Annotated in this window: 20 protein-coding genes; 16 read left to right on the top strand and 4 right to left on the bottom strand. The window is 68.2% G+C overall.

From position 1 onward, the window contains the following. The first annotated feature begins 7 nt into the window (after positions 1 to 7). From CFB40_RS15805 to CFB40_RS15770, 8 genes are all read left to right on the top strand, one after another. Complete coding sequence (locus CFB40_RS15805; protein WP_089426421.1) at positions 8 to 937, top strand: MlaD family protein; 930 nt, start codon at positions 8 to 10, stop codon at positions 935 to 937. 23 nt (positions 938 to 960) lie between these two features. Further along, the gene (locus CFB40_RS15800; RefSeq protein ID WP_441299786.1) at positions 961 to 1,599 is read left to right on the top strand and encodes an ABC-type transport auxiliary lipoprotein family protein; all 639 of its coding nucleotides are present in this window, start codon (positions 961 to 963) and stop codon (positions 1,597 to 1,599) included. Between the two features lie 19 nt (positions 1,600 to 1,618). Beyond that, positions 1,619 to 2,770, top strand: a complete 1,152-nt coding sequence (locus CFB40_RS15795; RefSeq protein ID WP_089431731.1) for a VanZ family protein — start codon at positions 1,619 to 1,621, stop codon at positions 2,768 to 2,770. 144 nt (positions 2,771 to 2,914) lie between these two features. Next, positions 2,915 to 3,232 carry a (2Fe-2S) ferredoxin domain-containing protein gene (locus CFB40_RS15790; protein ID WP_011694422.1) on the top strand — a complete coding sequence of 106 codons (318 nt, stop codon included), beginning with the start codon at positions 2,915 to 2,917 and terminating at the stop codon, positions 3,230 to 3,232. Between the two features lie 13 nt (positions 3,233 to 3,245). Continuing rightward, entirely contained in the window at positions 3,246 to 3,890 is a 645-nt protein-coding gene (locus CFB40_RS15785; RefSeq protein WP_089426419.1) for an alpha/beta hydrolase, read from the top strand. Positions 3,891 to 4,377: 487 nt separating this feature from the next. Continuing rightward, a complete protein-coding gene (locus CFB40_RS15780) occupies positions 4,378 to 5,691 on the top strand; it encodes a D-alanyl-D-alanine carboxypeptidase family protein (RefSeq protein ID WP_089431730.1) in 1,314 nt (437 codons plus the stop codon). Positions 5,692 to 5,739: 48 nt separating this feature from the next. Further along, a complete protein-coding gene (locus tag CFB40_RS15775) occupies positions 5,740 to 6,666 on the top strand; it encodes a D-amino acid aminotransferase (RefSeq protein ID WP_089431729.1) in 927 nt (308 codons plus the stop codon). After that, positions 6,666 to 6,974 carry an HP0495 family protein gene (locus tag CFB40_RS15770; protein WP_011353335.1) on the top strand — a complete coding sequence of 103 codons (309 nt, stop codon included), beginning with the start codon at positions 6,666 to 6,668 and terminating at the stop codon, positions 6,972 to 6,974. The genes CFB40_RS15775 and CFB40_RS15770 overlap by 1 nt, the downstream gene beginning before the upstream one ends. Here the strand turns inward: CFB40_RS15770 and CFB40_RS15765 are convergent. Further along, positions 6,958 to 7,944, bottom strand: a complete 987-nt coding sequence (locus tag CFB40_RS15765) for a transcriptional regulator GcvA (RefSeq protein WP_089426416.1) — start codon at positions 7,942 to 7,944, stop codon at positions 6,958 to 6,960. The genes CFB40_RS15770 and CFB40_RS15765 overlap by 17 nt on opposite strands. A gap of 102 nt (positions 7,945 to 8,046) precedes the next feature. On the opposite strand from CFB40_RS15765, the gene CFB40_RS15760 reads away from it, so the two are divergent. The 7 genes from CFB40_RS15760 to CFB40_RS15730 all read left to right on the top strand — a co-directional run bounded on the left by CFB40_RS15760 (position 8,047) and on the right by CFB40_RS15730 (position 14,618). Next, positions 8,047 to 8,373 (top strand): DUF2917 domain-containing protein, encoded by a 327-nt coding sequence (locus CFB40_RS15760; RefSeq protein WP_089426664.1) that lies wholly within the window; start codon positions 8,047 to 8,049, stop codon positions 8,371 to 8,373. An 84-nt stretch (positions 8,374 to 8,457) separates the two neighbouring features. Further along, positions 8,458 to 9,216: a lipoyl(octanoyl) transferase LipB gene (lipB, locus tag CFB40_RS15755; RefSeq protein ID WP_039346281.1), complete on the top strand. Its 759-nt coding sequence runs from the start codon at positions 8,458 to 8,460 to the stop codon at positions 9,214 to 9,216. Then, a complete protein-coding gene (gene lipA, locus CFB40_RS15750) occupies positions 9,209 to 10,201 on the top strand; it encodes a lipoyl synthase (protein WP_039346279.1) in 993 nt (330 codons plus the stop codon). Before lipB ends, lipA begins: the two co-directional genes overlap by 8 nt. Positions 10,202 to 10,332: 131 nt before the next feature. After that, positions 10,333 to 11,358, top strand: coding sequence for an IS110 family transposase (locus tag CFB40_RS15745; protein WP_089431894.1), 1,026 nt, complete (start codon positions 10,333 to 10,335; stop codon positions 11,356 to 11,358). Between the two features lie 457 nt (positions 11,359 to 11,815). Then, entirely contained in the window at positions 11,816 to 12,832 is a 1,017-nt protein-coding gene (gene tauA / locus CFB40_RS15740) for a taurine ABC transporter substrate-binding protein (RefSeq protein WP_089431728.1), read from the top strand. 26 nt (positions 12,833 to 12,858) lie between these two features. Beyond that, positions 12,859 to 13,656 carry a taurine ABC transporter ATP-binding protein gene (locus CFB40_RS15735; RefSeq protein ID WP_089431727.1) on the top strand — a complete coding sequence of 266 codons (798 nt, stop codon included), beginning with the start codon at positions 12,859 to 12,861 and terminating at the stop codon, positions 13,654 to 13,656. Continuing rightward, positions 13,656 to 14,618, top strand: a complete 963-nt coding sequence (locus CFB40_RS15730) for an ABC transporter permease subunit (protein WP_089431893.1) — start codon at positions 13,656 to 13,658, stop codon at positions 14,616 to 14,618. Before CFB40_RS15735 ends, CFB40_RS15730 begins: the two co-directional genes overlap by 1 nt. A 127-nt stretch (positions 14,619 to 14,745) precedes the next feature. Here the strand turns inward: CFB40_RS15730 and CFB40_RS15725 are convergent, their stop codons facing one another. From CFB40_RS15725 to CFB40_RS15715, 3 genes are all read right to left on the bottom strand, one after another. Further along, entirely contained in the window at positions 14,746 to 16,515 is a 1,770-nt protein-coding gene (locus tag CFB40_RS15725; protein ID WP_089431726.1) for a YadA family autotransporter adhesin, read from the bottom strand. Positions 16,516 to 16,925: 410 nt separating this feature from the next. Continuing rightward, positions 16,926 to 18,803: a gamma-glutamyltransferase gene (gene ggt, locus CFB40_RS15720; protein WP_089431725.1), complete on the bottom strand. Its 1,878-nt coding sequence runs from the start codon at positions 18,801 to 18,803 to the stop codon at positions 16,926 to 16,928. A gap of 71 nt (positions 18,804 to 18,874) precedes the next feature. Next, entirely contained in the window at positions 18,875 to 19,837 is a 963-nt protein-coding gene (locus CFB40_RS15715) for a LysR family transcriptional regulator (protein WP_089426411.1), read from the bottom strand. 249 nt (positions 19,838 to 20,086) lie between these two features. On the opposite strand from CFB40_RS15715, the gene CFB40_RS15710 reads away from it, so the two are divergent. Continuing rightward, complete coding sequence (locus CFB40_RS15710) at positions 20,087 to 22,219, top strand: 3-hydroxyacyl-CoA dehydrogenase NAD-binding domain-containing protein (protein WP_089431892.1); 2,133 nt, start codon at positions 20,087 to 20,089, stop codon at positions 22,217 to 22,219. The last annotated feature ends 8 nt before the right edge of the window (positions 22,220 to 22,227 follow it).

Here is a 22,227-nt window from a genome sequence, read left to right as displayed (position 1 = left end):
TCCGCGAATGGAAAACAAATCACATGCGTTCTGGGCCGGCCTGTTCACGATCGCGCTGACGCTCGCGATCGCGGGCACCGTGTTCTGGTTCAACGTCGACCGCACCGTGCGCGTGCCGTACGACCTGCTCGCGCGCACCAACGTGACGGGGCTGTTTCCGGACGCGGCCGTGCGCTTTCGCGGCCTCGACGTCGGCAAGGTGCAGTCGATCGGTTTCGATCGCACGCATCCGGGCCAGATCCGGATCCGCATTCTCGTCGACCATGACGCGCCGATCACGCAGTCGACCTACGGCAGCCTCGGCTTCCAGGGCGTGACGGGCATCGCGTTCGTGCAGCTCGAGGACACGGGCCGCGACCTGGCGCCGCTGCCGTCGTCGCCGAAGGCGATCGCGCAGATCCCGATGCGGCCGAGCCTGTTCGACCAGATCCAGGAGCGCGGCGACGTGCTGCTGCGGCAGCTCGAACTGGCCGCGAAGAGCGCGAATGCGCTGATGTCGCCCGAGATGCGCGAGCAGTTGCGCGCGACTGCCGAAAGCCTGCAGCACGCGGCCGATGGCGCCGCCACGCTGACGAAGCAGCTCGGCCCGGCGGTCACTGCGCTGCCGGAAACGATGCACGAGGTGAACCGCGCGATGGCGTCGGCGAACACGCTGCTGCAGCCGAACGGGCCGCTCGTGTCGAACCTGAACAAGGCCGGCACGGCCGCCGAGCAGATCAGCGTCGCGCTGAACGGTCTCAACACGCGCGTGCAGTACGACACGCTGCCGCGTTTCAACGCGCTCGCCGGCAGCGTCGGCGACGCATCGCGGCAATTGAAGGACGTGGCCGGTGAACTTGGCCGCAATCCGCGCAGTCTGTTGTTCGGTTCGCCCGGCGCGGCGCCGGGGCCCGGCGAGCCGGGCTTCGTCTGGCCGGGTGCGACGGCCGGGCAGTGACACCCATCGAAACCGGAAACTCCATGCAGGAACACGCCATGCCACGAATCCTTGACCGCGCGCTGCGTCCCGCCGCGGCCGCGCTTGCCGTGCTGACGCTGTCGCTCGCGGCCGGCTGCGCCGGCAACAGCGCGGTGCTGTCGAATGTCCGCTATGACCTCGGGCCGGCCACGTCGGTCGTGACCGCAGGCCCGGGCCCCGCGCTGAAGGTGCTCGACGTCGCCGCGCCCGACGCGCTCGACTCCGACAAATTCGCCTACCGCCTCGCATACGTGGACGCGCAGCACGTGGCCGCCTATCGCGACAGCCGCTGGACCGCGCCGCCCGCGCAATTGCTCACGCAGCGGCTGCGCGGCGCGCTGTCGTCGCGCGGCACGGTGCTCGAAGGCTCCGACGGCGTGCGCGCGCCGACGCTCAAGGTCGACCTGAACCAATTCGAACAGGTGTTCGACGGCCAGTCGCAGAGCCACGGCGCCGTCACCGCACGCGCGACGCTGATGCTGGACGGCAAGGTGCTCGGCCAGCGCACGTTCGTTGCACGCGCACCGTCCAGCACGCCGGACGCGGCGGGCGGCGCCCGCGCGCTCGCGACGGCGAGCGACCAGCTCGTGTCGCAGATCGCCGCGTGGGTCGGCATGCAGGCGTACGCGGGCACGCCGTGACGCGTGCCGCGCAGCCGCGATGAGCGCGACCGGCACCCCGCGTGCATCGCCGCTCGCGCGGCAGGCCTTTGCCGCTTACGCGGCACTCATCGTCTACGCGTCGCTGTATCCGTTCGCAGGCTGGATGTCGCTCGGCATCGGGCCGTTCGACTACCTGTTCGCGCCGATGCAGCGCTACGTGACCGCATTCGACGTGGTCACGAACGTGCTCGGCTATATGCCGTTCGGCGCGCTTGCCGTGCTCGCACTGCACCCGCGCTGGCGCGGCGTGGCCGCGACGCTGATCGCGGCCGGGCTCGGCATGCTGCTGTCGGGCGCGATGGAAGCGCTGCAAACCTACCTGCCGACGCGCGTCGCGTCGAATCTCGATCTCGCGGCCAACGCGCTCGGCGCGCTGCTGGGCGCCGCGCTCGTCGCGCCGGCCACCGGTGCGCTGCTCGATCGCGGCGCGCTGCGCCGGCTGCGCTTCGCGTGGTTCGAGGACGACGGCGCGACGCCGCTGCTGCTCGCCGGGCTGTGGCCGTTCGCGATCCTGTTTCCGTCGCCGTTCCTGTTCGGCATCGGCGACTGGCCGGCCGCGCTGTGGGAGCGCGCCGACGTGTCGATGCAGGACGCGCTGCTCGCGTGGCTGCCGGCCGCATGGCGCGTGGGCGAATGGCCGGAGCGCGTCGACGGCTGGCTGTCCGACTCCGGTTGGGAGGCCGCGCTCGGCGGGCTGATGCTGTTCGCCGCGCTGACGATCGCGTCGCTCGCGATGCGGCCGCGCGCGCCGCGCATCCGGCTCCTGATCGCGCTCGTCGTCGCGACGCTCGTGCTGAAGGCGGCCGCGACCTTCATGCAGTCGGCCACCGGCCTCGTCGTCGTGTGGGCGACGCCCGGCGCGCGGCTCGGGATCGAGCTCGGCTTCGCGGCCGCGCTCGTCGCGCTGCACGTGCCGGCGACCTGGCGCGCGACGCTTGCGGCGCTCGCGCTGCTGGCCGGCGTGGCGCTCGTGAACCTGCTGCCGGTCAATCCGTTCTTCGACTTCACGCTGTCGGGCTGGCGGCAGGGCCGCTACGTGCACTTCAACAGCCTCGCGCGCTGGCTCGCGTGGATCTGGCCCTACGCGGCGCTGATCTGGCTCGGCCAGCGCGTCGAGCACGCATGGCTGCCGGCCGTGCTGCGCCGCTGACGCGGTGGCTGATCTGGCGCGGCGGCGGTATCGCAGGCAGCGGCGTGCGCCGGTCGCTATAATCGTCCGAACCCGCCGTTGCCCCGCGCAGCGGCAACCGCTCCTCTTTCCGCACGGCCTCGCGCCGGGCCGCTCGTCACCATCATGGATTCCTACTACCAGCACCACGTCTTCTTCTGCCTGAACCAGCGCGAACCGGGCGCCGAACGCCCGAGCTGCGCGCAATGCGACGCGCAGACCATGCAGGAATACGCGAAAAAGCGCGTGAAGGAGCTCGGCCTCGCGGGGCCCGGCAAGGTTCGCATCAACAAGGCCGGCTGCCTCGACCGCTGCGAGGAGGGGCCCGTGATGGTCGTGTATCCGGAAGGCACGTGGTACACGTACGTCGACCAGGCCGACATCGACGAGATCGTCGAATCGCACCTGCGCGATGGCAAGGTCGTCGACCGCCTGAAGATCTGAGCGGGCCGGCCGAATGAACGTTCATACGCAGAAGTCGCTGATCGCGGGCCCGGTCGGGCAGATCGAAATCGCCGTCGACCTCCCCGACGCCGTGCGCGAAGGCGGCGCCACGCCGCGCGGCATCGCGCTCGTCGCGCACCCGCATCCGCTGTTCGGCGGCACGATGGACAACAAGGTCGCGCAAACCCTCGCGCGCACGCTCGTGCAACTGAACTACGTCGTGTTCCGGTCGAACTTCCGCGGCGTCGGCGCGACCGAAGGCGTGCACGACAACGGCACCGGCGAAGCCGACGACCTGCTCGCGGTGCTCGCGCACATGCGCGCGCAGCCCGCGTATGCGGACCTGCCGCTCGTGCTTGCGGGCTTCTCGTTCGGCACCTTCGTGCTGTCGCACGTCGCGAAGCGGCTGCGCGACGCGGGCGAGACGATCGAGCGGATGGTGTTCGTCGGCACGGCCGCGAGCCGCTGGCAGGTGGCCGACGTGCCCGAGAACACGCTCGTGATTCACGGCGAAACCGACGACACGGTGCCGATCGCTTCCGTGTACGACTGGGCGCGGCCGCAGGAACTGCCGGTCGTCGTGATCCCCGGCGCCGAGCATTTCCTGCATCGCAAGCTGCACGTGCTGAAGCGCATCATCGTCGACGCATGGCGCTAGCCAGTGCGCGGGTGCCGGCATGACGCCGGCAGCCTGCGTCGCTTCGTGCACATGACCTCCGGCCCTCGCCCGAGGCGCGCTTTTCCCCACGCGACATCGCGCCGCACCGTGCGGCGCCACCTCACTTCCACCCCGCCTGCGCATGCCTTTCGCACACCTTCGCGTGCGATGACGGGCAGCTTGTCGTCACCCCGCGCCGGATGCGCATGTGCAACTGTCCGGTGCCAGGTTCGCGAAAACGCCCTGCGCGCCCACGTATAATGGCCGGATTCCGCGTCGCCCGCGGCCCGGCTGGGCCCATTGCGGCGCTCGTTTTGCCGCTGTCCGCCCGCTCGCGACGGCCGCGAACCGAACGCGTCCGCACGAGTCCAACCGGCGCGTTTCGCGTCGCCCGACGATCTCGGGCGAGTGCCCGAAACGCCCGCCGCCTTGCCGTTCAACCCTGCGCGTTTCGCACCGCACTTTCTGCCATCAGCCTGAATCGATCATGCGTCTGTCTCCCCAAGGCCTCAAGTCCCTCGCTTCCTCCATCGCCTTCGGCACCGCCGCGCGCAACGTCGCGCTCGGCGTGATGCTGCCCGTCGCGCTCGCCCCGACGATCGTCGTCGCCGAGGCGAAGCCGGCCGCCAAGGCCAAGGCCGCGCATGCGGCGCCGGCCGCCACCGAGCAGTTCACCGGCGCGCCCGCGACCTACATGCCGGGCGCGGTGCCGCCGCCGGGCGTGAATGCGCGCTCGTGGGTGCTCGTCGACGCGACCAGCAACACGGTGCTCGCATCGGGCAATGCCGATGAACGCGTCGAGCCTGCGTCGCTGACGAAGCTGATGACGGCGTACCTCGTGTTCGAGGCGCTCGACAAGAAGAAGATCTCGATGGAGCAGATCGTCACGCCGAGCGAGGCCGTGCGCCGCGTCGGCCGCGACGAGTCGCGCATGTTCATCGAGGCGAACAAGCCGGTGTCGGTGCACGACCTCGTGTACGGGATGATCATCCAGTCGGGCAACGACGCCGCGATCGCGCTGGCCGAACTCGTCGGCGGCAGCGAAGGGCAGTTCGTCACGCTGATGAACGACGAGGCGCAGCGCCTCGGCATGAAGGGCACGCACTTCGCCGACGTGAACGGCATGCCCGACCCGAACCACTACACGACGGCCGGCGACCTCGCGAAGCTGTCCGCGCACCTGATCCGCGATTTTCCGCAGTACTACAGCATCTTTTCGGAGAAGGAATTCAAGTACAACAACATCCGCCAGGGCAACCGCAACCGCCTGCTGTGGCTCGACCCGACGGTCGACGGCCTGAAGACGGGCCATACGCAAGCGGCCGGCTACTGCCTGATCGCGTCGGCGAAGCGCGCGATCCCGGGCGTGGACGGCCAGCGCCGCCTGGTGTCGGTGATGATGGGCGAGCAGAAGGAAGGCGAGCGCACGCAGGACAGCATGAAGATGCTGAACTACGGCTACAGCGCGTTCGATTCGGTGCGCCTGTTCAAGGGCGGCCAGGCGATGTCGACGCCGCGCGTCTACAAGGGCAAGGACAACACCGTGCAGGTCGGCGTGAAGGCCGACCAGTGGGCGACCGTGCCGCGCGGCCTCGGCGACAAGATCAAGACGGAAGTCGACGTCAACGCGCCGCTGATCGCGCCGCTCGCGGAAGGCCAGCAGGTCGGCACCGTGAAGATCGTCGCCGACGGCAAGACGCTGTCGGAATTCCCGGTCGTCGCGCTGCAGGCCGTGCCGGAAGCGGGTATCTTCGGGCGTATCTGGGACTCGATCCTGCTGATGTTCAGCAAGAAGAAGTAAGCACGACGGGCCTTTGTTTTCGCGACTTCATCCCCATCTGTCATAGCTATGAGCCAAACCGAATTCGAACCGATCGTCTACCTCAGCGTCTCGTCGCAGGAGGAAATGGTGCCGCTGTCGGAAGCCCGTGTACCGGTGCTCGACCGCGGGTTCATCTTCGGCGACGGCGTGTATGAAGTTGTCCCCGTTTATGCGCACGACGGCGCGCACGTGCCGTTCCGGATCGAGCAGCATCTGGCACGGCTCGAGCGCAGCCTGAAGAAGATCGGCATCGCGAGCCCGCACGACGACGCGGGCTGGCGTGCGCTGATCGAGCGCGTCGTCGCGGCGAATGCCGAAGGGCTCGGCGACGGCAACGCGCTCGTCTACCTGCAGGTGACGCGCGGCGTCGCGAAGCGCGGCCACGCGTTCCCGGCGAACGCGGTGCCGACGGTGTTCGTGATGACGAGCCCGCTGCGCCTGCCGTCCGCCGAAGAACGCGCGCGGGGCGTGCGTTGCGTGACGGCCGAGGATCGTCGCTGGCTGCATTGCGACATCAAGTCGATCTCGCTGCTCGGCAACGTGCTGATGGCGCAGCATGCGGCCGAACGCGATGCGTTCGAGACGCTGCAGCTGCGCGACGGCAACCTGACGGAAGGCTCGTCGTCGAACGTGTGGATCGTGAAGAACGGCGAGCTGCTCGCGCCGCCGCGCAGCAACAAGATCCTCGAGGGGATCCGCTACGCGCTGATCGAGGAACTGGCGGACGAATGCAAGATCCCGTTCGTCGCACGCGAGATCAGCGAAGTGGAGTTGCGCGCGGCCGACGAAATCATGATCACGTCGGCCACGAAGGAAGTGCTGCCCGTCACGTCGCTCGACGATCTGCCCGTGCAGGGCGGCAAGCCGGGCCCCGTATTCGCGGCGTTGTACGACGCGTACCAGCGCGCGAAAGCGCGCGAGTTTGAACAGTTTGACCTAACCCGGAGCAAATGATGAGCGAACCGACCAAAACCATCGAGGTGACCGGCGCGATCGATACCCGGAAGGAGTCGCTGCTGGAGTTCCCGTGCGATTTCCCGATCAAGATCATGGGCAAGGCGCACCCCGAGTTCAAGGACACGATCTTCAAGGTCGTCGCCGTTCACGACAACGAGATCGATGTCGAGAAGATCGAGGAGCGTGCGTCGAGCGGCGGTAATTACACGGGCCTCACGATCACCGTGCGGGCGACGAGCCAGGAACAGCTCGACAACATCTACCGTGCACTGACCGGCCACCCTATGGTCAAGGTCGTACTCTAAGCGCCTTCCATCCTCCTTCCTGCGCGCACTCGGCGGGGGTCTTCCCCGCCGCGCGCCGCGCGTCCAGCTCGTCGCACAGCCGCTTGTATTCGGCGACTTCCTGAAGCAGCCAGGTCCTGAACGCCTGCACGCGCGGCGTGTTCACGAGCGGCGGCGGACACACGAAAAAATAGTGCCACGGGCTCGGCCCGTCGATGTCGAACAGGCGCACGATGCGCCCGTCGAGCAGGTCGTGCACCGCGAGCGAGCGGCGCACGAGCGCGATGCCCTGGCCGTCGATCGCGGCCAGCAGCAGGTTCGACGAATCCTGGTACAGAATCCCCCGTTTCGGCTCGGTCAGCGTCTTGAGCCCGGCCGCGTCGAACCACGGCCGCCACAGCTCGTCGTCCGAGCGCAGCAGGTTGTAGTGCGCGAGATCGGCGGGCGTTTGCGGCAGCTTGCCGCCGTTCAGCGTCGGCGCACACGCCGGAAAGAACACCTCGTCGAACAGCGGCTCGACATGCAGCCCCGGATAGTTGCCTTGACCGAAGCGGATCGCGATGTCGACGTCGTCGCGTGCGAAATCGGTGAGCGAGTTGGTCGACTGCAGCTCGACGTCGATTTCCGGATGCCGCTCGATGAACGTGCCGATGCGCGGCGTGATGAAGCGCGCGGCGAACGACGACAGCATCGACACCACGAGCCGCCGGTCGCGGTCGCTCGCGCGCACGTCGCGGGTCGCATCGGCGATCACCATCAGCGCGGTGCGAATCTGCTGCGCGTAGCGCATGCCGGCGTCGGTCAGGCACAGCCGCTTGCCGTTGCGCGTGAACAGCTGCACGCCGAGTTCCTCCTCGAGTGCGCGTACCTGGTGGCTCACCGCGCCGTGCGTGACGAACAGCTCGTCGGCGGCGCGCGAGAAATTCTCGTGACGGGCGGCGGCTTCGAACGCGCGAATCGCGTTCAGCGCAGGTAGCTGGCGGAGGTCCATTTGCTAATTTTCCTCACATCGACGTGAAAATTGGTCGTTTTGTCTGACGCCTTGGAGTGACTACGATTGTAGCCATCGAAGCACTTTTTGGCGGAGTCGATCATGCAAGAAATTTCTTCAAGCATCACGTTCGAAATCCCCGCGGGCGAAACCGTGCCGATGAAGGTACAACGCAGCACGCGGCTGATCGTCCAGAGCGGGCCGGTGTGGGCGACGCGCAGCAACGACGTCAACGACTACTTCCTGGTCGACGGCGAAACGCTGAAGCTGCGCCGCGGCGAGCGGCTGTGGCTCAGCGCGGAGGGCCGGGAGGGCACGCGCGTGGCGTTCTCGGTGTCGCGGCCGCCCCGGGAAGTCGCGCTCGGCGGGCTGGCACGGCTGCGTGAACGGCTGTCCGCGCTGCTCCACGACGGCTGGCGCACCGTCTGACCATCATTTCCTCCGACGGATACCGGCGATCCGTCCCCCTCCCAAGGCCGGCGAGACCCACGGGTTTTCGGTAAACTACCGCCCATGTCCGTTTCGCCGGTTTCCATCGTGTCCACGCCTGTTGCCGTTTCCGCATCGCCCGCCGGGTCCCCGGATCAGCCGGCCCCGCCGGTCACCGTGCGGTGGCGGGGCGTCGAGACCTACGAGGCGAGCTTCGACGCGATGCGCGCGTTCACCGACACGCGCACCGCCGACACCGGCGACGAGATCTGGCTGGTCGAGCACCCGCCGGTCTACACGCTCGGCCAGGCCGGCGACCCGGCCCACCTGCTGGTGGCCGACAGCGGCGTGCCGCTCGTGAAGGTCGACCGCGGCGGGCAAATCACTTACCACGGCCCCGGTCAGATCGTCGCGTACCTGCTGCTGGACCTGCGCCGGCGCAAGCTGATGGTGCGCACGCTGGTGACGAAGATCGAGGAGGCCGTGATCGAAACCCTCGCGGCGTATAATCTCGCTTCGGTCCGCAAGGCGGGCGCGCCCGGGATCTACGTGGCGTCCGGCGTGCACGAGGGCGCGAAAATCGCGGCCCTCGGCCTGAAGATCCGCAACGGCTGCAGCTATCACGGGCTGAGCCTGAACGTGAAGATGGATCTGCGCCCGTTTCTTGCGATCAACCCGTGCGGCTATGCCGGACTGGAAACTGTCGACATGGCGAGCCTCGAGGTTGCCGCCGACTGGAACGACGTCGCCCACACGCTGGTGCGCCGTCTGATCGCCAACCTCGACGGCGCATCCGCGGCCGCCGACAAGCCGCAGGCACTGGAACAACATTCGAATGACTGACGTTACCGCTTCCCCCGCACCGGCCGATTCGGCCGCGACCCCTGCCTACGATCCGACCGCCAAGCAGAAGGCGCAGGCGAAGACGGCGCGCATCCCGATCAAGGTCATTCCGATCGAGAAGCTGAAGAAGCCCGAGTGGATCCGCGTGAAGGCGGCCACCGGCAGCTCGCGCTTCAACGAGATCAAGACGATCCTGCGCGAGCACAACCTGCATACGGTGTGCGAGGAAGCGAGCTGCCCGAACATCGGCGAGTGCTTCGGCAAGGGCACCGCGACGTTCATGATCATGGGCGACAAGTGCACGCGCCGCTGCCCGTTCTGCGACGTCGGCCATGGCCGCCCCGATCCGCTGGATCCGGACGAGCCGAAGAACCTCGCGCGCACGATCGGCGCGCTGAAGCTCAAGTACGTGGTGATCACGAGCGTCGACCGCGACGACCTGCGCGACGGCGGCGCCGGTCACTTCGTCGAGTGCATCCGCGAAGTGCGCGAGCAGTCGCCGGAAACGCGCATCGAAATCCTGACGCCGGACTTCCGCGGCCGTCTCGACCGTGCGATCTCGATCCTGAACGCCGCGCCGCCGGACGTGATGAACCACAACCTCGAAACGGTGCCGCGCCTGTACAAGGAAGCGCGCCCGGGTTCGGACTACGCGCACTCGCTGAAGCTCCTGAAGGACTTCAAGGCGCTACATCCGGACGTCGCGACGAAGTCGGGCCTGATGGTCGGCCTCGGCGAAACCGAGGAGGAAATCCTGCAGGTGATGCGCGACCTGCGCGCGCACGACGTCGACATGCTGACGATCGGCCAGTACCTGCAGCCGTCCGAGCACCACCTGCCGGTGCGGGCGTACGTGCATCCGGATACGTTCAAGATGTACGAGGAAGAGGCGTACAAGATGGGCTTCACGCACGCGGCCGTCGGCGCGATGGTGCGCTCGAGCTATCACGCCGATCTGCAGGCGCATGGGGCCGGGGTGGTCTGAGCGTCCTTGCTTCGTCGTCTTCCGGCGAACCCGAAAAAGCCCGCAGCGATGCGGGCTTAATAGGATGGTCAGCCCGATCCTCACTCAGTGGACTACGCTGAGTGAGGATTTTGTCCTTCTGGAGGGCCATCATGGACACGGTATCGCTGATCGGAATCGATCTCGGCAAGCACTGCTTCCACCTGCATGGACAGGATGCGTCAGGCAGGATGGCGTTCCGTAAAAAGCTCACGCGTAGCCAGATGTTCACGCTGCTGGGCAATTTTCCGCGTTGCATTGTGGTCATGGAGGCCTGCGCCGGTGCTCACTGGATCGCACGTCGACTTCAAGCGCTGGGCCATGAGGCCAAGCTGATTTCTCCGCAATTCGTCAAACCGTTCCGGCAAGGCAACAAGAACGATTTCGCGGACGCCCAGGCGATCTGCGAAGCAGCCGCTCGTTCGAGCATGCGTTTCGTGAGCCCGCACAACGAAGCCCAGCAGATCGTTTCAGCCTTGCACCGTGTGCGCGAGCGGCTGGTGCGTGACCGCACCGGCACGATCAATCAGATTCATGCGTTTCTGTTGGAGTTCGGTATCAGCTTGCCGCGCGGCATGGCAGTGATCCGGCGACTGCCTGCCGTGCTCGAGGCAGAATCGTTGCCGCCGAGGCTGGTGGTCGTGCTCGAACGTTTGCAGGCGCACTTCAAGTATCTGGACGAGCAGATCCACCAGCTCGAACGTGAGTTGCTTACCCAGCTACACGAGGATGAACGCAGCGAACGACTGCTCGAGATTCCTGGCATTGGCCCGATGACCGCCAGCGTGTTGATGTCAGAGTTGGGCGATGCCCAGCAATATGGCTCAGCAAGGCAGTTTGCAGCTTCGGTCGGTCTGGTGCCGCGGCAGTACAGCACCGGCGGCAAACCAACGCTACTGGGCATCAGCAAGCGTGGCGACAAGGAACTGCGACGGCTGCTGGTGCAATGTGCGCGGGCCATCATGCAGCGCATCGAGCACCGCACGGATGCATTGGGCGTCTGGATTCGCAGCCTGTTGGCGCGACGACACTCGAACGTGGTGGCCTGTGCCCTGGCCAACAAACTGGCGAGGATCGCCTGGGCCATCCTCGCCAAAGGGACACACTACCGGAGCATCGAGGCTGTTCCCTCAGTCTGACGCTTCCTATCGCTTACGGCTTCAGTTTCAGTAGTCACCTCTGGTTTTGCGACGCGAGATACGTGAAGGCATAAACGACTCAACGGCCGGGCAAGTAACCTGACACAAAAAACAGCACCTCAATGCTGTGGGCTTTTTGAGGTTTGCCCGGCGCGGCTCCCATCATGGGGCGGGATCTTTCCCATCCGCGACCCCGGATAGATTCGAGCAAGTCCACTTTAGGTCAACACTGCCTCGCTTGCAAAAATCGGGCTGACCATAGATTTTCGTTGGCGCGGACGCCCGGCTTGCGTTCGCACGGCAATCGCCACCCGACCGGACACGCAATCCGGTCGAGCATGGAAAGCAAAGCTGAAACAGCATCGATAGCTTCGCAGGATAAGTTCGCTCCCGCCGCGCGCAAAGCTCCTATAGTCGGCTCTCCCGCAGCAATGCCCGCATTCCGAAGGAGAGCCGCATGTCCCGTTTCAGCTTCATCCGCCGCGCCGTCGTCGCGCTGACCGCCTTTGCCGCGCTCGGCGCGGCGCACGCCGAAACGCGCGAAGTCGTGATCGCGTACCAGGACATGGTGGTGCCGTGGCGCTATGCGCAGGCGAGTGGTGAAGTCGAAAAGGCGACCGGCTACAAGGTCACGTTCCGCAAGCTCGACAGCGGCGCCGACGTGATCCGCGCGCTCGCGTCGGGCTCCGTGCAGCTCGGCGAAGCCGGCTCGAGCCCGATCGCGGCCGGGCTGTCGCAGGGGCTCGACATCTCGCTGTTCTGGGTGCTCGACAACATCAACGACGCTGAGGCGCTCGTCGCGCGCAACGGCTCGGGCGTCACGAACGTCGCATCGCTGAAGGGCAAGAAGATCGGCGTGCCGTTCGTGTCGACGTCGCATTTCCACACGCTCGTCGCGCTGCAGGCCGCGGGCGTCAATCCGAACGACGTGAAGATCGTCAACCTGCGTCCGCCCGAAGTCGCGGCGGCGTGGGCACGCGGCGACATCGACGCGACCTACATCTGGGATCCGGTGCTCGCGAAGGTCAAGCAGTCGGGCACCGTGCTGACGACGTCCGGCCAGGTTGCGAAAGAAAGTGGCAAGGCGACCTTCGACGGCTTCGTCGTGAGCCGCAAGTTCGCACGCGAGAACCCCGAGTTCGTCACGCGCTTCGTGAAGGTACTCGCGGCGGCCGATGCCGACTACCGCGCGCATGCGGCCGCATGGAAGGTCGGTTCGCCGCAGGTCGCGGCGGTCGCGAAGGTGTCGGGCGCGAACGCGCAGGACGTGCCGGCCAGCCTCGCGCTCTATGCGTTCCCGACCGCGGCCGAGCAGGCGTCGCCGACGTGGCTCGGCGGCGGTGCGCAATCGGGCGCGGCGAAGTCGCTGGCGGCGACCGCCACCTTCCTCAAATCGCAAGGCACGATCCAGACGGTGCTCGCCGACTATTCGGCCGGCGTCGATCCGCAGTTCGTGCAGAAGGCCGCGCGCTAAGCGGCGATCATCGCGGAGTCCTGAGCATGAGCACGCTGGAAGTCCGTCAGGTATCGGTTGCCTATCCGGGCGAGCGCGGCAGGCCGACGACGCAGGCGCTCGCGCGCGTCGACCTGCGCATCGATGCCGGTGAATTCGTCGTCGCGCTCGGCGCGTCAGGCTGCGGGAAGACGACGCTGCTGAACTGCATGGCCGGCTTCGTCGCGCCGACCACCGGTGAGGTGTGCGTCGACGGCGTGCCGGTCACGGGCCCCGGCGCCGATCGCGGCGTCGTGTTCCAGAAGTACGCGCTGCTGCCGTGGCTCGACGTCCTCGACAACGTCGCGCTCGGGCTGCGCTTCGCGCGCGTGTCGAAGGCCGAACGCGCGGCGCGGGCGCGGGAGATGCTCGCGCTCGTCGGGCTCGACGGTCATGCGCATGCGCGCGTGTACGAGCTGTCGGGCGGGATGCAGCAGCGTGTCGGCATCGCGCGCGCACTCGCGAGCGACCCGCGCGTGCTGCTGATGGACGAGCCGATGGGCGCGCTCGACGCGATGACGCGCGGCACGATGCAGGCGCTCGTGCTCGACGTGTGGGCGCGCACCGGCAAGACGGTGTTCTTCATCACGCACGATGTCGAGGAGGCGCTGTTCCTCGCGACGCGTCTCGTCGTGATGACGCCCGGCCCCGGCCGGATCGCGGAAACCTTCGAACTGCCGTTCGCGCGCCACTACGTCGAATCGCGCGATGCGCGCGCGGTGAAGTCTTCACCGGATTTCATCGCGTGGCGCGAGCGGCTGATCGCATACCTGCATCGCGACGAAGCGGCCGAGGCGGCCGCATGATGCGCGAACTCGCGCGACAGGGCGCGTCGGTCGGACGCGGTCGGATCAGCACTTTGCACAGGCAGGACAGCATGAGCACGCAGGATTCGTGGGCGGCCGACGGAACGGCCGCAGGTGTCGAGCAGGGCGATCGCACGCGGACTCGAGCGGCGGAACGTCGTGCGCCGTCGTCGCGCCGCTACCGGTTGCCGGGGGAGGGGAAGACGGCGGCCTTGAGCACGGCGACGGTCGCGGTGCTGGCCGTGCTGTGGTGGGTCGCCACGCATCGCCAGTGGCTGCCGCCGCTGTTCCTGCCCGCGCCGGAAGCCGTGTGGACGGCATTCGTCGATGCCTGGCATGGTCGCATTCAGGGTGGGCTGCCGTTGTCCGAGCACCTGCTGTGGAGTGCGGCGCGCGTGTTCGGCGCGTTCCTGCTCGCGACCGCGATCGGCGTGCCGGCCGGCATCCTGATGGGCGTGAGCCGCGTCGCGCGCGGCGTGCTCGATCCGCTGCTGGAGTTTTACCGGCCGCTGCCGCCGCTCGCGTACCTGCCGCTCGTCGTGATCTGGTTCGGCATCGACGAAACGGCGAAGCTCGTCGTGATCTTCCTCGCGTGCTTCGCGCCGATCGCGATGGCGGCGCGCGCCGGCGTGCGTGCGGCGACGGTCGAGCAGATCAACGCCGCGTATTCGCTCGGCGGCAGCCTCGCGCAGATCGTGCGGCATGTGGTGCTGCCGGCCGCGTTGCCGGAGATTCTCACCGGGCTGCGGATCGCGATCGGCTTCGGCTGGACGACGCTCGTCGCGGCCGAGATGGTCGCCGCGACGGCCGGGCTCGGGCAGATGGTGCTCAACGCGTCGAGCTTCCTGCGCACCGACATCGTCGTGATGGGGATCCTGATCATCGGCGCGATCGCGTGGCTGTTCGATCTCGCGATGCGGTGGGTCGAACGGCGGATCGTGCCGTGGAAGGGGCGGGGATAGGCTGCGAGTCGCACCGGGGCGTGACGGAGGTCGATTGCCCCGCGCTGCAAACGAAAGAGGGGCCGGGCTTCGCGTCGAGCGAAGCCCGGCCCCTGTCGCATGATGCCGGTGACTGCGAGACGACGACTTACCAGCGATACCCGGCGCCGGCGCCGACCGCGACCGTGCCGCGCGTATTGGTGGAGCCGGATGCCTTGACCACCCAGCGCCCGTTGCGCGTGGCGGTGGACAGGCCGAACGCGACGGCCGACTGCCCGCTGTACGTGCCGCCGGCGATCGAGACCATGCTTTCGCCGGCCAGCGACGCCTGCGGCAGGTTCGCGATGGCGACGGCGGACGCGATGCCGCCGCTGGCGTCGCGACGATAGTGGTCGATGTCGTTACGCACGCTGCCGATCTGGTCGTGCAACTGCTGCACGTTCACGGCATCGGTCGGCGCGGTGCCGGCCTTGACGTTGGTGATCTGCCGCTCCTGGCCCGGTGCGCCGACGGAGACCGTGTCGTCGCGATCGGCGACGGAGTTGTTGCCGAGCGCGACCGAGTTGTTGCCCGATGCCGTCGAGTTGTTGCCGAGCGCGAGACTGTCGTCACCGGATGCCTTCGAGTTCTGCCCGAGTGCAAGCGAGTTCGATCCCGTTGCGCCGGAGCCGTCGCCGAGCTGCGCGAAGTCGTTGCCGTGGTTCCCGCCGGGCGGTGGGCTCGTGGGTTTGTCGTTCTCGAAGTTCGTCAGGCGCGTATCGAGCAAGTCGATCTTCTGCTGCATCGTGAAGAGTTGCCCGCCGTTGACGGCTTCCAGGCTGCCCGCTGCGATCAGGCCGGGCGCGACGTTGGCAAGCAGCGTGCCGCCCACACCGCCGAGCGTCGCGCGGGCGAGTGTCAGATCGTCGTACACGAGCGCACCGAGCTGTTTGCCGTTCGGGTCGATCAGGCCGGTCGCCTTCAACTGTGCGATGGTCACGGCGTCGGTGTCGTCGACACCGTTCGACAGTCCGGTCAGTACGCGCGTACCGTCCGTGCCGGCGAGGCTTACCGACGCGCCGCCCTTGTTCGCGCCGATCGAGATCGCGAGGCTCGCGGGATCCTGGCGCACGAGGCCGGTGGCGCCGTTGTCGAGGCGCGTGCCGAGATCGTCGACGTCGATGCGGATGGATTTGACGTCGCCTTCGATGTTCGTGACACGGCCGTCGAGCGTCGTGATCGATTGCGTGTTGGTCTTGGCGCGTTCGTCGAGATTCGTCAGCGCACTGCCGACGTCGTTGAACGACTGGCTGTCGATCTTGTAGTTCGGGCCGCGCACGCTCCCGTCCGCGTTGATCGCGGCATCGCCGCCGAGCGCCTCGACGACCGGCTTGAGCTGCGACAGGTTGACCGCGTCGGTATCCTTCGTGCCGGCGCGGAGATTGACGAGCTGGCGCTCGTTGCCGGCTTGGCCGATCGAGACGGTCTTGGCGCGGTCGGCGACGCTGCCCTGGCCCAGCGCCACCGAATCGTGCGCGGTCACTTTCGTGTCCGCGCCGAGCGCGAGCGCGCGGTTCGCGTTGACGCTCGACGATACGCCGAACGCGCTCGACCGGTCGCCGTGAACGCCGGCCTTTTCACCGATCGCAATCGTGGCCTGACCATTGGCGCTGGCATCCGCGCCGATCGCGATGGCCGAGTAATCGCCGCCGGTCTCGCCGTTTGCCTTCGCACCGGGCCCGATGGCAATCGAGCCGGCTCCCGAGGCAGTCGGCGTGCCGCCCAAACCACCGTTGATGATGAGATTATCCAGCACCAGATCGGCGGCCTGACCGTAGCCCGGTGCAACCATGGCAATGGCGATGGCGAGTTTCGAGAGGCTGGCGGCGCAAGCAGCGCGGCACGCGTGACCGGAAGAGCGGAGGGGGATGCTGGCCATTGTATGAGTCGCAGTCCTTATTAATTTGGGATATTGAGTCGCATGGTTGGCGCAGGCTGACGAGGCGCCGTCACGATACGGACATGTCTTCTTCCAGGCGGCTCGTTGGCTGCGCGATGGTGCCGTTGTGGGGGACCGCAACATGCCGTCGCTGCCGACGACCGGCCTGGATCGGACTATGCCGATACGAGCAGCGGACTATACGGATTGACGCAAGGGCCGTCGATCAGACGAATACGAAATTGATGCGGATGGTGCGGGACACATGCGTGTGTCGAGCACGATGCGCAGGGTGGACAGAGCGGGCGGGCAGTGAGCGGTCCGCCCGCATCGGGCACGCCAACGCGTCGTTACGGCCGGGCGGCCGGACGACATCGCGTAGCGCGCCGCGCCGCCACGCTTGGGGACCCTCAATCCCCCATCGCCACCCCTTCCCGCCGCGGATCCGCGCCGCCGAACCACACCGTCTGCCCCTGCACGTTCAGCCGCTGGATCCCCTGCAGCCCCGAGTTCATCTCGACGACCTGCACGTCGTGCCCGCGGCCCTTCAGCCCGTCGGCGAGCGCTTCCGACACGCGGCCGCGTTCAAGCTGCGTCGGCCCGTTCATCGACCCGACGTTCGGCAGCGCGATCGCCTGCTGCATCGTCATTCCCCAGTCGAGCACGCCCACCAGCGTCTTCGCGACATGATTGATGATCGCGGGGCCGCCGGCCGAGCCGACGATCATCGTCACCTGCTTCGTCTTCTTGTCGAACACCAGCTCCGGCGACATCGCCGAGCGCGGCCGCTTGCCGGCCTGCACGCGGTTCGCGACCGGCCGGCCGTTGTCGTTCGACACGAACGAGAAATCGGTGAGCTGGTTGTTCAGCATGAAGCCGCGCACCATCAGCCGCGAACCGAACGCGTCCTCGATGCTGGTCGTCATCGACAGCGCCTGGCCGTAGCGGTCGACGATCGCGATGTCGGACGTCGACGGCAGCTCGGGGCTGCGGTCGTCGGCCATCGCGAGCGTCGCGCCCTGCGGCGTGCCGGCCTGCGCGACGCCCATGCTGCTGTCGCCGATCAGGTGCGCGCGCTGCGCGAGATAGGTCTTGTCGGTGAGGCTCGCCCAGCTGCCACCGGGCAGCGGCACGAAATCGGGATCGGCGACGTAGCGCGCGCGGTCCGCATACGCGAGGCGTCCGGCTTCGCTGAACAGGTGCGCGGCGAACGGCGTCGGCTCGTAGCCGACGTCGTTGCGCACCGGCTTCTGCGCGCCGATCTGCTGCCAGTCGGGCATCGCTTCGAGGATGCCGAGCATCTGCGCGATCGCGAGGCCGCCCGACGACGGCGGCGGCATCCCGCACACGACCGAGCGCCGGTAGTCGGCGCACAGCGGCGCGCGCACCTTCGCCTTGTAGCGCGCGAGATCCTGCAGCGACAGCAGGCCCGGGTTGGTCGGGTGCTTGCGCACCTTCGTGACGATGTCGCGCGCGATCGCGCCGCTGTAGAACGCGTTCGCGCCGCGGTCGGCGACCTGGCGCAGCACGGTCGCGAGCGCGGGGTTCTTCAGCACCGTGCCGGCTGCCTTCGGCGTGCCGTCCGGGTTGTAGAAGTACGCGCGTGCGGCCGGGTCGTTCTTCAGGTACTTGTCGCTGGCGATCAGCGTCGCGAGCCGCGGGCTGATCGTGAAGCCGTGCTCGGCGAGCCGGATCGCGGGCTGGAACAGCCGGCGCCACGGCAGCTTGCCGTGCGCGCGATGCGCGGCGTCGAGCATGCGCAGCACGCCCGGCGTGCCGACCGAGCGTCCGCCGACGACACCTTCGTAGAAGCTCATCGGCTGGCCGGTCGGCCCGTAGAACAGGCGGTCGGTCGCGGCGGCCGGCGCGGTTTCGCGGCCGTCGTAGGCCTGCGTTGCCTTGCCGTCGAAGTACAGCAGGAACGCGCCGCCGCCGATCCCCGACGATTGCGGCTCGACGAGCGCGAGCACCATCTGCGTCGCGATCGCCGCGTCGATCGCGGTGCCGCCCGCCTTCAGCATCTCGTAGCCGGCCTGCGTCGCGAGCGGGTTCGCGGCCGCGATCATGAAGTGCTGCGAGGTCCAGCCCGGCTTGTCGGTCCAGCCGGACGACAGCTCGGGCGCGTGGAAGCCGGGCAGCGGCACGGCGGCGCCCGAGGCGGCGGCGACGGGCACCACCGCGCCCGACGGTGGCGTGGACGGGGACGTGCAGCCGGCGTTGAACGCGACGAGCGCGACGGCGGCAAGCAGCGTCCAGGAGCGCGAATGCGGACGAATCCGGTCGAACATTGAACCCTCGGCAGCAGTGAATTCGAAGGAGGCGACGGTGCCGGCGCAACGCGGCTGCCCGCCCCGGCGCGCTATTGTCGCCGCGTGCCCGGCGGCTTGTCACCCGACAGGAAACCCTGACGCATCGCGCCGGGCCCGCCACGGCCGGTCTTTCCGGCCTGTTCGAGGATGAACTCTATGAACGTCGACGTCGCGCGCGTGTGGTGCCGGTTCGGCATGTAGAGCATGTACATGTGCGTGCCGAAGATGCTGAGCCGGTACGCGTCGAGCGACGTGACGACCGTGCCGCGCCGGATGTCGTCCTGCACCACGTAGTCGGGCACGATGCCGACGCCGATCCCGCCGAGGATCGCCTGCCGCAGGAACAGGAAGTTCTCCGAAACCAGCGTGGGCTCGAGCAGCACCTCGTGGCGCTCGTCGCCGAGATACGCGGCGATCCTGAGCTGCCGGCCCATCACCGTCGCGGTGACGACGGGGGCGGCCGACAACGCGCCGAGGCTCGCCGGCATCCCGTGCTCGGCCGCGAAGGCGGCGGACGCGCACGCGACGTAGCGCACCGCGCCCATGTCGCGCGCGACGAGGTTCTGCGGCGGCTCCGGCATCACGCGCACCGCGATGTCGATCTCGTCGCGCATCAGGTCTTCCACGCGGTTCTCGAACACGACGTCGAGCACGATGCCCGGATGCAGCCGCTTGAACGCGAGCAGCCAGTCGGACATCACCATCTGCCCGTAGCCGCTCGGCACCGACAGCCGCACGCGGCCCTGCAGGTCCTGGCCGAGCGTCGTCACCGATTCCTGCGCGGCGAGCAGTTCGTTGCGGATGCGCCGGCCGTGCTCGTACAGCTTCAGCCCGATCTCGGTCGGCTCGATGCGCCGCGTCGTGCGCCGCACGAGCTGCTGGCCGATCGAGCGCTCGAGCTGGTTCAGCCGGTAGCTGACGTTCGCGCGGCTCATCTTGAGCCGCTGCGCGGCCTTGCTGAGATTGCCGGCGTCGAGGATCTCGACGAGCAGCGTCAGCGCGTTCAGGTCCATGCGTCGCGTCTCCTGATCCGTCCCGGTTAATGGTCGGAAGCATTCAGTGTCAAGTCAGACTTGACAGCTTGTAAAAGCAGGAGGGAATTGTCAATGAATCTAGATCAATCGAGAATCAGGTCATGCCCGGCGTACGGCCGGATCTTGTCCCGCTTCGTGCGGGACGGGGGCCGGTGCCCCGGCGCCGCTCGCGTGGCCGTGAGCCACGAACCGGCGTCGACGCACCAGCCGCCGCGTCAAGGAGACACGATGAACTCACCCGCTTCCCCCGCCAGCCCGGCCGGCACCGTCACGCGCGAACGGCGCGACAAGGTGCTCGTCGTCACGATCGACCATCCGCCCGTCAACGCGCTGTCCGCCGAGGTGCGGCGCGGCCTTGCCGACGCGCTCGACGCGGCGCAGGCCGACGACGCGATCCGTGCGGTGCTGATCGTCGGCGCCGGCCGCAACTTCATCGCGGGCGCTGACATCCGCGAGTTCGGCAAGCCGATCGCGCCGCCGTCGCTGCCGGATGTATGCGAGCGGATCGAATCGGGCGCGAAGCCGGTCGTGGTCGCGCTGCACGGCGCGACGCTCGGCGGCGGCCTCGAAGTCGCGCTCGCCGCGCATTACCGGCTCGCGGTGCCGGGCACGAAGCTCGGGCTGCCCGAAGTCACGCTCGGCCTGCTGCCCGGCGCGGGCGGCACGCAGCGCGCGCCGCGCCTGATCGGCGCGAAGGCCGCGCTCGACCTGATGCTGACGGGCCGCCATGTGAGCGCGGACGAAGCGCTCGCGCTCGGCCTCGTCGACCGCGTCGCGCACAGCGACGACACGCTCGCCGAAGGCCTCGCGTATGCGCAGGAGCTCGTGTCGCTCGGCGCGACGGTGCGTCGCACGCGCGATGCGCGAGGGCTTGCCGACCGCGCGGCCGCGCAGGCCGCGATCGATGCGGCGCGTGCCGAGCTGCCGAAGAAATCGCGTGGCCTGTTCTCGCCGGCGAAGATCGTCGACGCCGTCGAGGCCGCGCTCACGCAGTCGTTCGACGCGGGGATGAAGCTCGAGCGCAGCCTGTTCCTGCAGTGCATCGACAGCCCGCAGCGCGCGGGCCTCGTGCATGCGTTCTTCGCGGAGCGCGAAGCGGCGAAGGCGCCTGAGGCGCGGCGCGCGAGCGCGCGGCCGGTCGAGCGGATCGGCGTGGTCGGCGGCGGCACGATGGGAGCGGGCATCGCGGTCGCGGCGCTCGATGCCGGGCTGCCGGTGACGATGATCGAACGCGACGAAGCATCGCTCGCGCGCGGCCGCGCGCACGTCGAGAAGGTGTACGACGGCCTCGTCGCGAAGGGGCGGATGACGCCGGCCGCGCACGCGGCGCGGCTCGCGCGCTTCAAGGGCAGCACGTCGTACGACGCGCTCGCGCAGGCCGACGTCGTGATCGAGGCGGTGTTCGAGGACATGGCCGTGAAGCAGGCCGTATTCGCCGAACTCGCGCGCGTGTGCAAGCCAGGCGCGGTGCTCGCGACCAACACGTCGTATCTCGACATCGACGAGCTGGCCGCCAGCATCGACCGCCCGGCCGACGTGATCGGCCTGCATTTCTTCTCGCCGGCCAACGTGATGAAGCTGCTCGAGATCGTCGTGCCGGCCCGCGTGAGCGCGGACGTCGTCGCGACTGCATTCGCGCTCGCCAAGCAACTGAAGAAGACGCCGGTGCGCGCCGGCGTGTGCGACGGCTTCATCGGCAACCGGATCCTCGCGGTCTATCGCACGGCGGCCGACTATCTGATGGAAGACGGCGCGTCGCCGTACCAGATCGACCGCGCGGTGCGCGAATTCGGCTTCCCGATGGGGCCGTTCCAGGTCGTCGACCTCGCGGGCGGCGACATCGGCTGGGCGACCCGCAAGCGCCGCGCGGCGACGCGCGACCCGCGTGCACGCTACGTGGCGATTTCCGACCGGCTGTGCGAGCGCGGCTGGTTCGGCCAGAAGACCGCGCGCGGCTACTACCTGTATCCGGACGGCGCGCGCGTCGGCACGCCGGACCCGGAAGTCGAGGCGATCGTCGCGGAAGAGCGCGCGAAGAAGGGCGTCACGTCGCGCACCTTCACCGACGACGAGATCCTGCGCCGCTACCTCGCCGCGATGATCAACGAAGGCGCGAACGTGGTGCACGAGAAGATCGCGCTGCGCCCGCTCGATGTCGATGCGGTGTTCCTGCACGGCTACGGCTTCCCGCGCTATCGCGGCGGCCCGATGCATTACGCGGACACGGTCGGCCTCGCGAACGTGCTCGCCGATATCCGCGCGTTCGCGAAGGAAGATCCGCTGTTCTGGAAGCCGTCGCCGCTGCTCGTCGATCTCGTCGCGCGCGGCGCGGATTTCGCGAGCCTGAACCGCGTCGACTGAACGCCCAC

Origin of the sequence: Burkholderia sp. AU31652 (assembly GCF_002223155.1) — a bacterium.
Taxonomy (GTDB): Bacteria; Pseudomonadota; Gammaproteobacteria; order Burkholderiales; family Burkholderiaceae; genus Burkholderia.
Note: the sequence above shows the minus strand (reverse complement) of the source record. Positions and strands in the feature narration are given on the sequence as shown.

Excerpts from the sequence above, each read along its gene's own strand:
- CFB40_RS15805 (WP_089426421.1), top strand. The coding sequence starts at position 8 with ATGGAAAACAAATCACATGCGTTCTGGGCCGGCCTGTTCACGATCGCG.
- CFB40_RS15800 (WP_441299786.1), top strand. The coding sequence starts at position 961 with ATGCAGGAACACGCCATGCCACGAATCCTTGACCGCGCGCTGCGTCCC.
- CFB40_RS15795 (WP_089431731.1), top strand. The coding sequence starts at position 1,619 with ATGAGCGCGACCGGCACCCCGCGTGCATCGCCGCTCGCGCGGCAGGCC.
- CFB40_RS15790 (WP_011694422.1), top strand. The coding sequence starts at position 2,915 with ATGGATTCCTACTACCAGCACCACGTCTTCTTCTGCCTGAACCAGCGC.
- CFB40_RS15785 (WP_089426419.1), top strand. The coding sequence starts at position 3,246 with ATGAACGTTCATACGCAGAAGTCGCTGATCGCGGGCCCGGTCGGGCAG.
- CFB40_RS15780 (WP_089431730.1), top strand. The coding sequence starts at position 4,378 with ATGCGTCTGTCTCCCCAAGGCCTCAAGTCCCTCGCTTCCTCCATCGCC.
- CFB40_RS15775 (WP_089431729.1), top strand. The coding sequence starts at position 5,740 with ATGAGCCAAACCGAATTCGAACCGATCGTCTACCTCAGCGTCTCGTCG.
- CFB40_RS15770 (WP_011353335.1), top strand. The coding sequence starts at position 6,666 with ATGAGCGAACCGACCAAAACCATCGAGGTGACCGGCGCGATCGATACC.
- CFB40_RS15765 (WP_089426416.1), bottom strand. The coding sequence starts at position 7,944 with ATGGACCTCCGCCAGCTACCTGCGCTGAACGCGATTCGCGCGTTCGAA.
- CFB40_RS15760 (WP_089426664.1), top strand. The coding sequence starts at position 8,047 with ATGCAAGAAATTTCTTCAAGCATCACGTTCGAAATCCCCGCGGGCGAA.
- lipB (WP_039346281.1), top strand. The coding sequence starts at position 8,458 with ATGTCCGTTTCGCCGGTTTCCATCGTGTCCACGCCTGTTGCCGTTTCC.
- lipA (WP_039346279.1), top strand. The coding sequence starts at position 9,209 with ATGACTGACGTTACCGCTTCCCCCGCACCGGCCGATTCGGCCGCGACC.
- CFB40_RS15745 (WP_089431894.1), top strand. The coding sequence starts at position 10,333 with ATGGACACGGTATCGCTGATCGGAATCGATCTCGGCAAGCACTGCTTC.
- tauA (WP_089431728.1), top strand. The coding sequence starts at position 11,816 with ATGTCCCGTTTCAGCTTCATCCGCCGCGCCGTCGTCGCGCTGACCGCC.
- CFB40_RS15735 (WP_089431727.1), top strand. The coding sequence starts at position 12,859 with ATGAGCACGCTGGAAGTCCGTCAGGTATCGGTTGCCTATCCGGGCGAG.
- CFB40_RS15730 (WP_089431893.1), top strand. The coding sequence starts at position 13,656 with ATGCGCGAACTCGCGCGACAGGGCGCGTCGGTCGGACGCGGTCGGATC.
- CFB40_RS15725 (WP_089431726.1), bottom strand. The coding sequence starts at position 16,515 with ATGGCCAGCATCCCCCTCCGCTCTTCCGGTCACGCGTGCCGCGCTGCT.
- ggt (WP_089431725.1), bottom strand. The coding sequence starts at position 18,803 with ATGTTCGACCGGATTCGTCCGCATTCGCGCTCCTGGACGCTGCTTGCC.
- CFB40_RS15715 (WP_089426411.1), bottom strand. The coding sequence starts at position 19,837 with ATGGACCTGAACGCGCTGACGCTGCTCGTCGAGATCCTCGACGCCGGC.
- CFB40_RS15710 (WP_089431892.1), top strand. The coding sequence starts at position 20,087 with ATGAACTCACCCGCTTCCCCCGCCAGCCCGGCCGGCACCGTCACGCGC.